The sequence below is a fragment of the Pedobacter sp. genome (assembly GCF_040513095.1).
Classification (GTDB): domain Bacteria; phylum Bacteroidota; class Bacteroidia; order Sphingobacteriales; family Sphingobacteriaceae; genus Pedobacter.
In genome coordinates, this window is record NZ_JBEVDX010000083.1 from 1 (window position 1) to 11,664 (window position 11,664).

General features: G+C 43.3%; 8 protein-coding genes, 1 tRNA gene and 1 pseudogene. 2 read left to right on the forward strand and 8 right to left on the reverse strand.

Features of this window, described 5'->3' with window-relative positions; all coding sequences use genetic code 11:
* Together ABWY16_RS10330 and ABWY16_RS10335 are read left to right on the forward strand one after the other, a co-directional pair.
* Positions 1-994 (forward strand): annotated as a pseudogene (locus ABWY16_RS10330) (SusC/RagA family protein); the annotation flags it as partial.
* Positions 995-1,011: 17 nt separating this feature from the next.
* On the forward strand, positions 1,012-2,754 hold the full coding sequence (locus ABWY16_RS10335; protein WP_353904566.1) for a RagB/SusD family nutrient uptake outer membrane protein: 1,743 nt from the start codon (positions 1,012-1,014) through the stop codon (positions 2,752-2,754).
* Here the strand turns inward: ABWY16_RS10335 and ABWY16_RS10340 are convergent.
* The 8 genes from ABWY16_RS10340 to ABWY16_RS10375 all read right to left on the reverse strand — a co-directional run bounded on the left by ABWY16_RS10340 (position 2,748) and on the right by ABWY16_RS10375 (position 11,618).
* The gene (locus ABWY16_RS10340) at positions 2,748-3,062 is read right to left on the reverse strand and encodes an alpha/beta fold hydrolase (RefSeq protein WP_353904567.1); all 315 of its coding nucleotides are present in this window, start codon (positions 3,060-3,062) and stop codon (positions 2,748-2,750) included. The genes ABWY16_RS10335 and ABWY16_RS10340 overlap by 7 nt on opposite strands.
* Before the next feature lie 48 nt (positions 3,063-3,110).
* Positions 3,111-3,632 (reverse strand): alpha/beta fold hydrolase, encoded by a 522-nt coding sequence (locus ABWY16_RS10345; RefSeq protein ID WP_353904568.1) that lies wholly within the window; start codon positions 3,630-3,632, stop codon positions 3,111-3,113.
* Positions 3,633-3,663: 31 nt separating this feature from the next.
* Complete coding sequence (locus ABWY16_RS10350; RefSeq protein WP_353904569.1) at positions 3,664-4,587, reverse strand: LysR family transcriptional regulator; 924 nt, start codon at positions 4,585-4,587, stop codon at positions 3,664-3,666.
* A 296-nt stretch (positions 4,588-4,883) separates the two neighbouring features.
* A complete protein-coding gene (locus tag ABWY16_RS10355) occupies positions 4,884-6,839 on the reverse strand; it encodes a sigma 54-interacting transcriptional regulator (RefSeq protein ID WP_353904570.1) in 1,956 nt (651 codons plus the stop codon).
* On the reverse strand, positions 6,836-9,088 hold the full coding sequence (locus ABWY16_RS10360) for a sensor histidine kinase (protein ID WP_353904571.1): 2,253 nt from the start codon (positions 9,086-9,088) through the stop codon (positions 6,836-6,838). The genes ABWY16_RS10355 and ABWY16_RS10360 overlap by 4 nt, the downstream gene beginning before the upstream one ends.
* Before the next feature lie 117 nt (positions 9,089-9,205).
* A complete protein-coding gene (locus ABWY16_RS10365) occupies positions 9,206-10,078 on the reverse strand; it encodes an alpha/beta fold hydrolase (RefSeq protein WP_353904572.1) in 873 nt (290 codons plus the stop codon).
* A gap of 314 nt (positions 10,079-10,392) precedes the next feature.
* On the reverse strand, positions 10,393-11,394 hold the full coding sequence (locus ABWY16_RS10370; RefSeq protein WP_353904573.1) for a hypothetical protein: 1,002 nt from the start codon (positions 11,392-11,394) through the stop codon (positions 10,393-10,395).
* Between the two features lie 151 nt (positions 11,395-11,545).
* Positions 11,546-11,618 (reverse strand) — tRNA-Lys (locus tag ABWY16_RS10375).
* Between the last annotated feature and the right edge of the window lie 46 nt (positions 11,619-11,664).

The following is an 11,664-nucleotide window of genomic DNA, read 5'->3' on the forward strand; positions in this document are numbered from 1 at the left end:
CCTGGGCTGGGAGAAATCACGTACCCTGGACATAGGTACGGATGTCACAGCATTCAAAAACAGGCTGACTTTGGCATTTGACTGGTACCTTACTAAAACCTCAGATCTGCTGTACCCAAGGTCTCTGCCTCAATCCACCGGACAAACAACGGTTTATCAGAATATAGCAGCTACGCAAAATAAAGGTGTAAATATTATACTAACGACTGTAAACATACAAAGCAAGGACTTTAAATGGTCTACCACTGCAACGTTCTCAAAAAACAGCGAGAAAATAACCGGCCTGGTTGATGGACGCGATATCATTAATACCGAAGAAAATTCACTGCTGATTGGTTCGCAGGTGCAATCTTATTATGTATATAAAAAGACAGGCATATGGCAGTTATCAGATATGCCAATCACTACTACGTTAAATGGTGTAGCTTTTAAGCCCGGCGATATCAAGGTGGAAGATGTAAACGGGGATGGCATCATAGACATTAACAACGATAGAATGGTAGTAGGACACCAGCAGCCTAATTGGTTTGGCGGTCTTCAGAATACATTTAACTACAAAGGCTTTGATCTCAATATTTTTCTGATAGCACGGTACGGGCAAACAGTTAAGGGCGAGTTTATCGGCAGGTACAATCCATCGGGCGTAGCAAACGGCCCAGCAAATTTTAATTACTGGACAGTGAATAATCCTTCCAACGACTTCCCTGCACCGGGACGTGGCGCAATAAACAATCTGTATCCAAATACCTATACATCACTGCTTTATATTGATGGGTCGTTTTTAAAGATCAAGAACGTATCGCTGGGTTACACCTTGCCCAAAAGCATGACCGAAAAATTAAAGATAGGCACATTGAGGTTCTACGCAACTGCATCTAACTTATTTACTTATTCAAAAAATTCCCTGTTAAACGATTACGATCCTGAGCGTGGAGGAGCAGAGTCATCCCCACTGAGCAGACAATTGGTATTTGGGGTAAATGTGGACTTCTAAAGATTAAATGAAACTGTATGAGAACGAATTTATATAAAATCGCAGGTATCGGAATATTTGTTTTGTCAATGTTGTCCTGCACTAAAAATCTGGAAGAATACAACCCCGGTGGCGCTACATCTGATGCTACATGGACCACGCCTGAAGGTTTTGTGACTGCCGTGAATGGTGCTTACAGGGAGCAGCGCGCTTACTACGGAAAAGAGGATGGCACCTTAATTTCGGAAGGGGGAACTGATTTATGGTTTACTGCCAATAAAATGAGTTTTGCCAACCAGGTCACAAAATACATCGGCTTAACAGCAGCCGCCCCAGGTTCCGCCGGTACCATATTCCGTTTATTCTATCAGGCGATTAACCTGTGCAATGCCGGTATCAACCGTATTGATGGCGCCGGATTTACCGATCAGGCAGATAAGAACCGCAGGTTAGCAGAACTTCGGTTTCTACGCGCTTTTTATTACTGGCACATTGTGGAACAATTTGGCGGTGTAAACCTGCGGACAACAGAAACACAGACAGCTGAGCTGACTGCAACCCGCAGCCCTGTAAATGCCTTTTACGACCTGATCATAGCAGACCTTAAATTTGCTGTGGATAATCTTCCAAACGCAAGTTTCTGGGGCGCAGAATACAGCAGGGCCTCTAAAAAATCTGCCTTGGGAATGTTAGCCAGGGCCTACCTTTCCAGAGCCTATTACGGAACCGGGCAGGAACGTACGGATTATTTAACACTTGCCCGCAACACAGCCAACGATGTTATTACGCGAAAAGGCGAGCTGGGTACTGACTTATGGGCATCTCCTGCGGATCTTTGGAATCCTCAGAACAACAGAAACAACAAAGAGGCCTTGTATATCATCAGCAATTCAACAAATGTACAGCTGGATTATGATCTGAACGCCAACCGGCTGCACGCCTGGTACCTTACAACCTATAGCGGCCGGCCAGGATTGGTAAGAAGCCTTGCTTATGGCTTTGACGGACAAAAACGCCTGCAACCTACCCGTTTCCTTCTTAACCTTTTCAATGAGCAGCTCGACGGCCGTTATCCAGCCTCTTTTCAGGAGACTTGGACGGCAAACACCGCATTTACCTGGACAGCTGCTACTGCTGGAACATACGGAAAATCAGCTTCCATTGCAGGAACGGCACTCGTACCGGGTACCAGCAGGGCAATGGAATTAACTAAACAGGTTGTGCCCGACAAAGCTACCAAACCCTGGGTGCTGTATGACATCAATGATCTTTACAATACAAACGGTACAATCAGGTCGCTAAGCGATTTTGTCCCTTTAAAGAAATTCCTGGATGGCAGCCGTACAGCAGTTGACGGACAACCGGGATTTGCAGATATTATGGTAATCCGTCTTGCAGAAATGTACCTTATTGCAGCCGAGGCTGAATTTCAACTGGGCAATTATGTTGCCTCTGCTGCTCAATTGAACGTTTTGCGTACACGTGCCGCCATCAAAACCCCGGTCAATCAAACAGCTGCCATGCAGACTACTGCGGCTGAGGTGCAGAGCGGCGGGATCAACTTTATACTCGATGAGCGTGCCCGTGAACTCTGCGGAGAACATTTGCGCTGGTACGACCTGAAGCGTGTATTTACAGGCGATCAGTTTGTGAACCGGATCAAAACCGATAATCCTGACATTGTAGATGTACAACCCTTTCATCGTTTACGTCCGGTGCCGCAGGTAGAACTGAATGCTTTAACCAATGGTGCTGAATTTGGTCAGAATGCAGGTTATTGACCTGCTGGCGGCAGCTTTTGCAGGAAGCTATGGATCAGTGCGGCTATTTCATTTCCATACTCTTCCAGAAGGAAATGGCCGCCATCAAATAAGTGAAGTTCTGCTGCAGGCAAATCTTTCTTGTAGGCCAGGGCACCTGAACCCGGGAATATTTTATCATTCTTTCCCCAGCTGAGGAGTACAGGCGGCTGATGAGTACGGAGATATTCCTGCCATTGAGGATAATGAGGAAAATTAGAACCGTAGTCATCAAAAAGGATGTTCTGGATCATCCTGATGCCCGGCTGTTCGAATAGTGCATGATCCATATAGTAGCTATCGGGACTTATCACATCCGGGTTTGCAGCGCCATAAACCTACTGTTCCTTTATTCCCTCAAATGACATCATGTAATTAGCCGCAGCTTTCAGCCCAGTAACATCGTTTGCCTCAGCTAAGGCACCGATTTTCTGTACATCTGGTCCCAGTCCTTCCAGGTACACATTGGCATTCTGGATCAGCAATGCTTTCACCAGTTCCGGCCTCTTACTGATGATTCTAAAACCTATGGGCCCACCGTAATCCTGCATGTAAAAACTGATGGCGCTCAAATGTAACCGGTCGATAAACTTTTCCATGATCACTGCAAGATGATCAAAGGAATAAGTAAATACCTCAGGAGAAGGGCAACCGCTAAATCCAAAGCCTGGATAGTCAGGGGCGATGAGATGATAATGAGGAGCCAGCCTTTCGATGAGGTTACGGAACATATGAGATGACGAAGGAAAACCATGCAGCAGCAGAATAACCGGCTGCTGGGGATCTCCGGCTTCACGGTAAAATATGTCGGTATCTTCGATCTGGACTTTGTGGTATCGGGTTTTGTAATGTTGTTCCATAAATTGTGTTTGAGTTTTTAGTTATGCAGGACTATTGTAATTCTGCCAGTGTTTTTAAGGGCGGCCAGTTTCTCGATAGAATATCTTCCAGCTGTTCAATTTCAGTGGTATGCACTGCTTTTTTACGCTTTCCAAAATAAAGCACATTCTCAATGGGCTGGTTGCCTTCCCAAACCATTTTTATTGTCTGATCGTCTATATCTTTGCGGCAGAGAAAATCGGGCACAACTGCAAAACCATTACCATTAGCCATACAGCGCAAAATTGAACCAAAGTAGGGCAGGACATAGGTTGGCCTGAACCTTGGCGAAGAATTGAAATTGACTTCCCAAAATCTATTCAGGTGGTCTGTATCAGCAGCCGTAGAATACCAGATCTGGAGGGCTAACCAATCTTTAATAGCAGCCTTGTCATTTTTCAAAAGAAGTTCATCCAGTGTTCCTGTATCAGTCTGGCTACCACAAATGAGCACCATTCTTTCTGTACTGAAGGGTTTATAGGCTAAGTTTTGCTGATGGCCTGTCTGTGTGGTCAGGATAAGATCCAATGCTCCGTGGTTGAGTTCCTGCAGCAACTGGGCAGACTCGCCAAATCTGGTCACCAGTTTAAACGGAAGCTCCGAAACATAGGGTTCAAGCGTATGCTGAAAAATCTCAAAGCTCATTCCCACACTGACAGTAGGTTTTTCTATCCTGGATTTGCGGTGAAAAATCTGTTCGGCCTCTTCCAGTTTATTCATATGATCTATAATGAAATTATAAAGCATCGTACCCCTTTCGGTAGCCATCATTTTTCTGGTATCCCGTTCAAAAAGTCGGTAACCAGTATAGGATTCGAGTGAACTCAGGTGCAAGCTAACCCCGGGTTGCGAAATAAATAATACCTGTGCTGCCGCTGATAATGTACCCGCTTCGTAGATGACTTTAAAAGTCCTGTACCATTCCAAATTGAGCATTGTTTTTTGATTTTGAGAGTAATCTGTTCAATGGATAAACGATTGTACATTCCATTCGTTTATCTTTAAACCTCTTATAGTCAAAGCCGTGCCACAAGTATTGAATGTATGGATATCAGCCGATTATTCCTCAAATGTTTGATTATCAATGAATATTTTTTTGTTCAAGTAAGAATTTTTGGGGTCGAATGAATGGCTTCTCCGATATTTTCGGATGCGGCTACCCGCGACTCTGAAAATATCGGAGGCTGCCGGTTCCCCGGTGATTTATCCGCTGCCGTTATTTATCAGCTCTCTCAGGAGTATGTTATATCTCCCCTGGTAATACCGAGTTTAGCCATTTTTGATTCGAGGGTGGTTGGTTTGATATTCATCAGTTCAGCTGCTCCACCTGTTCCGCGGATGCGGCCTTCTGCTTTTTTAAGCATAGAAATGATATAGGCCCTTTCAGTTTCCTGCTGCACGAGTTTCACATCGTCCATTGTTTCAATTTCTGCTCTTCCGGATGCTTCTGGTAAAATGCCTGTGAGCGTTTGTTTCAATTGCAATTCTGATTTCCCATCGTAGAGAATTACTGAGCGCTCAAGAACATTCTCCAGTTCACGGATATTTCCGGGCCAGTAATAAGCAAGCATATCATCCATCATTGATGCAGCTATACCCTTAAAGGTTTTATTAAATTCTTTACAGAATTTGCTGGCAAAAAAGGAAGCCAATGCTGCTATGTCGCTTTTCCGTTCGCGCAGTGGGGGTAGGGTAATGGGGAAAACATTCAGTCGGTAATACAGATCGAGCCTGAACCGTCCGTCGGCAACTTCCTTTTCCAGTATCCGGTTGGTAGCTGCAACGATCCGCACATCTATCTTTTTCGGTAAATTGCTGCCCACATAGTTTATTTCCTTTTCCTGTAATACACGTAAAAGTTTAACCTGCATTTCGAGGGGCAGTTCTCCGATCTCATCTAAAAAAATGGTACCGCCCTCAGCTTGTTCAAACCTGCCTTTTCTTTTTTCGGTGGCACCGGTAAATGCACCTTTTTCATGGCCAAACAATTCTGACTCAATCAGGGAAGCTGGTATTGCACCACAGTTTACCTCTATGAATGGCCCGCTTTTTCTAGCCGACAGGGCGTGAATTGACCTTGCTACTTTTTCTTTCCCCGTCCCGCTTTCACCCAGGATAAGGACGGAAGTATTGTAGGGTGACACTTGTATTGTAAGATCCAGTGCGGCCAGTAAAAGCGGATGTTTTCCTATTATACCAGCAAATTCCTGTCGCCCTGTTATCTCCAGCTCATCTTTACCGGCAACATATGATGTTTCAGGAATTGAAATAGATTCAGAAACTATCATTTTCTCCGTGACACTGGTCATGCAGGGTCTGAAAAGGTTCAGTATAGTCAAATGCTTTTGCATGTAAATATCACGCTGGCGGCTGTAGAAGGTATAATAATAATCCAGTCCGCGACCGGTTGTAACATGAAAGACCAGGTACGATTCTATTTTAAAACACTCCAGCCATAGCTTCTGCAGTGGGCTAACTAAAGCATTCATTGTTCCACTATCATAAATTCCGTCCGGAGCTGCTGTACTGCTGTTCTCAATGATAACCGAAAGGGTATTTCTATTCAGGCCTGCAATGGTCATCAGTTCATTTTCGCCAATAAACTGGTATTCATCAAAACCTGTACGCAGATATCCGGAATCTGTATATTGTCCGGCAGGGAGAGGCCTTGCTCCTGCTACAATAAGGTCAAATGGAATAAAGGACCGTACTGCACGTGCGATTTTCAGCAGCTTAACTTTGTCTTCTGCTGTCTCATTACTTATATCCAGTAACTGTTTCTGTAAAACTGTTTCCTGTAGTAATCTCGATTCGAGGCTGTTTTTCTGACGGTACCATGCAATATCCAGTGCGACCAGTAAATCCTTTTCCCTGAATGGTTTGACCAGAAATCCGAAAGGCTCGGTTTTCTTGGCTTCCAGCAGTATTTTTTGGCTTGAATTGGCGGAGAGGTAAATAAAAGCAATGTTCGCAGCACTCAGCTTTTTCGCGAGGTCAATCCCGGACAGCTCTCCGTTTAACCGGATATCCAGCAGGACGAGGTCAGGTTTTAGCTTTTCTATGTGCTCTTCTGCTGCTTCAGACGAAGGAGCAATGCCTGTCACCTTATAACCGGCCTGCAGGAGCGTCAGGCGCAGCGCGTTGGCTACTATAAATTCATCCTCAACAATCAATATGTTTTTTTTCATTTCTTTAAAATAGCAAATCGTATCTTTATATGTACTCCATTATCATTTTGGATATCAAAACTGCCCCTTAATTGTGATGCCAGTCCCTCCATCAGGTCGAGCCCCAGCGAATTGCGCTCCCGGGTTTCAAATCCTTCAGGTAGTCCAATTCCGTTATCTGAAATTTTAAGCAGTAAATGATCGTCCCCGTCGTGCTGTAAACTGATAAATACACGTCCCTTTCTTCCATTTAAAAAGGCGTACTTTATCGCATTTACAATACTTTCTGTGAAGATCAGCCCCAGCGGAATTGCCTGTGAGACATCCAGTTCTATGTCCTCTACGGTCTGTTCAAAAATTATACGGTTATCGGTATCAAAACTTTCATGCAGATACCTTACAAGGTCAGTGATATACTCAGCCATCGCAATGGTAGTCGTATTTTCATCCTTGTATAACTTTTGATGGATCAGCGACATAGCCTGCATCCGGCGGAGGCTATCCTGTATAGCAAGTACCGCTGCGGGATCATTCAGATAAACTGATTGTGAGTAAAGCAGGCTGGTTACGAGCTGTAAGTTGTTCTTCACCCGGTGATGCACTTCTTTAATCAGCCATTCTTTTTCTTTGATCAGCTTCACCTGATCAATATTTAATGCCTCCAGGTAGATGTTTTTCTGATCCAGTTCACGCTGGCTGAGCTTAAGTTTATAATTTGTTTTTTGTTTGAGTCTGTACCGGCTGTAGATGAGCATGGTAATGATCAGCAGCAAAAGGGAACCTGCAACGACCATTTTCTGGATGAGCTGGTTCCGTTTGAGCAGGTTGTCTTTTGTCTGGGCCTCTTTGGTCAGTGTTTCAATATGCTCATTTTTCTTTTTCGTTTCATTTTCTATTTCCAGTACAGCTACCTGATAGGCCTTGGTTATATTGTCAACAGAGTCTTTTATCCGCTGTGCGGCCATGTAATGACCGATCGCCGATTTGTAATTGCCATTGATGGAATCAAGTTCGTACGATGTTTGCTCTGTGACCCGGATTTCTGAGGCGGAATTTATGCTTTTCACCAGCTCAGCATAACGGTCATTGTATTTTCTGGCCTTGGCATACTGCCCCGTCTTTAAACAATATTGAGCAAGGGCTGCATAAGAAGCCCTGAAAAGTTCATAATTGTTGGCAGAGATTTTAGTTAATAATCTCCTTACTTCTCGTGCATATTTCTCAGCAATACTGAATTGTTTTGCATAGCTGAGATTGGTAAGCAGATTGTTGGTGACGCCGAGCTTTTCCAGATCAGTTTTACAGTTTTTACTGATCTCATATAATAACGCCAGGGATTTATCAGGTCTCTTAATGTGGGTGTATGCTGTTGCAAGGACCATTGATACCGTTGCTATGTAGTCCTTGTTTTTATAATGCCTTGCAATCCCTAATGCCAGCAATGAATAGGGGATAGCACGGCTGTAGTCATTCATGCTACTGTAAGTAACTGCCATAGTATGATAGATACTGCAGAGCTGTAATGTGGTATCGCTTACTTCTTTTGCAGTTCTGATGGCCAGAAGGTTATACTTGATAGCATTGGGAAAATCCCCCATTTCGTTCGAAGTTCTGCCGATCAGCCAGTAGATACTGTGGATACGCTTATAACCAATTGATTTGGCGATATTCAAAGACTCAAACAACAATTTTACCGCTTCAGTTTTCCTTTGTGCCAGGACCAGCAATTCTGCGTCGTCTTTTAGCAGGGACGCGAGCCGCAGCATCATGCGGTCCCTTCTGAAGATGGCGATGGCCTTGTTATTATATTTCCTTCTTTTATTGAGTCCGTCTAACTTTGAGACATCGTAATGATGTCCCATGACAATGTAGGATTCTGCTATACCGAAACTGCTGTTCACTTTTTTAGCAAAGGCCAATGTCTGTTGGGCGGTCTGAAAGCCTTTTTCAGGATTTCCTTTTTTATTCCAGCAAAGTGCTGAAAGTATCATTGCATTGATGGTGCCATAAATATAATTTACCTTTCTGCTGAGTCTTGCAGCCTGGGCGGCAAGTAGGAAAGCCGAATCCAGTTGTTCTTTTCCGTTTCCCGGTCTGTCAAGAATAACGCGCCCAAGTGCCAGTTGAAGCTGAACCCTGCCGGTATCAGTTTTGCTTTCTGCAAGTTTATGTTTCAACACAGGCAGTGGAAGCTCTTCAAGGCTGCTTGATTGTGCCGGTACCAGCTTCGATAAAAGCAGCAAAAAGAGGAACAGGCAATATTTTTTCATTGGCAACTGTATACAATGTCGGGCATTCTAATTTACATAAAAATTGATAAATTTTGTTCTTAAATAGCAAGGGCAGCATACCTTCGCCGCCCTTTGCTACGCGCACACACCATATTGCTATTGACTAACCTTGCGGTCCAGAAAGTCCTTGATTGTTGCAGCAATTTCAGCTCCGTGACTTTCCAGAGCAAAGTGTCCTGCATCAAACAGATGGTATTCAAGGTTTTTCACATCTTTCTTATAGGCTTCGGCACCACTCTGCGGAAAAATATAATCGTTTTTACCATAAACGATCAGCATTTCTGGATTGTAATCCCTAAAATACTGTTGCCATTCAGGGTATTTGGGAGGATTGGTGCCGTAATCATAAAAGAGATCGAGTTGTATCTGTCCGTTCTCAGGTCTCTCCAAATGGCGAAGATCGATTTCCCAATTATCCGGGCTCACCACTGAAGGATCAGGCACTCCGTGGGTATACTGCCATTTCAACCCGTCGGGATTATGAAAAGTGGCCAATGTAGTTTCAGCTTCTTTGTCATTCCTGTCTTTCCAGTAAGCCCTGAAAGGATCCCAGAATGTTTCAAGTCCTTCTACATAGGCGCAACCGTTTTGCACAATCAGGGTGTCAATCCGATCAGGATGTTTTGCTGCGATCCGCCAGCCCACAGGTGCTCCATAATCCATAAGGTACAAACTGTATCTGCTGATATTCAATTTGTCTAACAGCGTTTCAATGATAGAGGCAAAATTGTCAAATGTGTAATCAAAGTCTGCTATAGGTGGTTGTTCACTTCTTCCGTAGCCCGGGTAGTCTGCTGCAATTAAATGATACTTGTCAGAAAGCTGGTCTATCAAATTCCTGAACATGTGCGATGATGCAGGATAGCCATGTAATAAGACCAGTGTTGGCGCATTTTTCGGTCCTGCTTCACGGTAAAAAATGTTAACCCCATTGATCTCAATAAAGTGATAGGTTGTTTGATTTTTCATGTTTTTATAATTAAGGTTCAAAATTCAGGATACTTGTTTGCCCCATAAATCATATGCAGCAGTCAAAAGTAGAGAAGGCAAGGTTCATTTGATCATCACGGGCATGATGGGAGTAATCAGTAAAATGATAAGTTCAATTTTGTATTCCCGGAAGGCTTCGATATCAGTTGTTGATGATACTAATAACAATTATCATTGTAGTAATATAACTTATCAGTTTACTCATTAATGTATTCGGGGGGCGTTCCTGAAGGGTAGGGGTAAAAAAAAAGCCTCAACTTTCGATGAGGCTTTTTGTAATCTTAAAGTTTGTACTACAATTCACTTTTCAGTGTTTTCTGTAGCTGATTTAAAAATTCGGCTACACTTTTGGCACTGCCTGAGGCGGGCTCTTTAATGGCACATCCCATTGTAACAAATTGTTTCAGATCCTGCATCTGCCATATAGCAGCACCACTCATTTTACTGTAGTCACTTTTGAAGCCATGCAGCTGGTTCTTTATTTCTGCTACTGATTTACTTCCTTTATAAGTGTTACAGGTACTGAATGATCCACGCACCATGAATATCGGATATATCGGCTGCACAGGCTTCAACGCTGCTACCCAGTCTTTAATGTCGTTCCTGATGCCACCATCATAACATTGTAAATACAACGCATCTACTACTTTTGTGTCTGAAGACTTCAGTATATCTCCCCAGTAAGCATATCCTTTAAAAGGGCACAATGTCATGTGCATATTCAGGCTTGCGGCGATCTTGCCCATCGCTATAATAGAAGGACTGTCATACACTGATTCATCATCAATACAAATAGCATCGGCACCCAGTACTTCCTTTAATACTTTACAGATGTTATATAACGTGCTCTGTTCAGAAATTCCAGTGACTATACCCGGCACCTTTTTGGATGGGTCATACCAGTCGCGGATAAAATCAAAAGTGTTCGGTGGTTGTCCGTACCAGCGGCCTTCCAATAAAATTTCAATACGTGATATGGAAGATTTCTTTTTGAGGTTCTTTACTCTTATCACATAAGAGGCATCTCCAACCCATTTCCCGTTATGTATAATGGGCTGATGTGAGTCTCCCGAGTACAGGTCTCCATCTGCATGAATATAGAAACTGGACAACAGCAACGTATTGAACCCGCTTTTTTTTAGTAAATTGTAAGTGGTGTCATTTCCCGGATATAAGCCTCTGCCAAACATGGCTAAGTTCCTGGAAGGCAAATCTGCGGCTGGCAGATAAGGTTTCTGAGCTAAACACAGGTGAGATAAAGCTGCAGTAAAGATGAGTAAGAATAAGGTTTTCATATGATGTTTCAGATAAATAGCGCGCAATTTAAACAGAAATTTTTTGTCATATCACACAAAATAATGGCTTCCGTACAATTAATTACCCTAAACACATTAATCTGATTTTACTGTAAACGCAAAAAGCCCCAGATTTATCTGAGGCTTTTCGTGATCCCGCTGGGATTCGAACCCAGGACCACTACATTAAAAGTGTAATGCTCTACCAGCTGAGCTACGGAATCAATTCCCTTTGTTTAAGGAGGTGCAAAGATAGAAATTAAATATTAA

Excerpts from the sequence above, each read along its gene's own strand:
- ABWY16_RS10335 (WP_353904566.1), top strand. The coding sequence starts at position 1,012 with ATGAGAACGAATTTATATAAAATCGCAGGTATCGGAATATTTGTTTTG.
- ABWY16_RS10340 (WP_353904567.1), bottom strand. The coding sequence starts at position 3,062 with ATGGATCATGCACTATTCGAACAGCCGGGCATCAGGATGATCCAGAAC.
- ABWY16_RS10345 (WP_353904568.1), bottom strand. The coding sequence starts at position 3,632 with ATGGAACAACATTACAAAACCCGATACCACAAAGTCCAGATCGAAGAT.
- ABWY16_RS10350 (WP_353904569.1), bottom strand. The coding sequence starts at position 4,587 with ATGCTCAATTTGGAATGGTACAGGACTTTTAAAGTCATCTACGAAGCG.
- ABWY16_RS10355 (WP_353904570.1), bottom strand. The coding sequence starts at position 6,839 with ATGAAAAAAAACATATTGATTGTTGAGGATGAATTTATAGTAGCCAAC.
- ABWY16_RS10360 (WP_353904571.1), bottom strand. The coding sequence starts at position 9,088 with ATGAAAAAATATTGCCTGTTCCTCTTTTTGCTGCTTTTATCGAAGCTG.
- ABWY16_RS10365 (WP_353904572.1), bottom strand. The coding sequence starts at position 10,078 with ATGAAAAATCAAACAACCTATCACTTTATTGAGATCAATGGGGTTAAC.
- ABWY16_RS10370 (WP_353904573.1), bottom strand. The coding sequence starts at position 11,394 with ATGAAAACCTTATTCTTACTCATCTTTACTGCAGCTTTATCTCACCTG.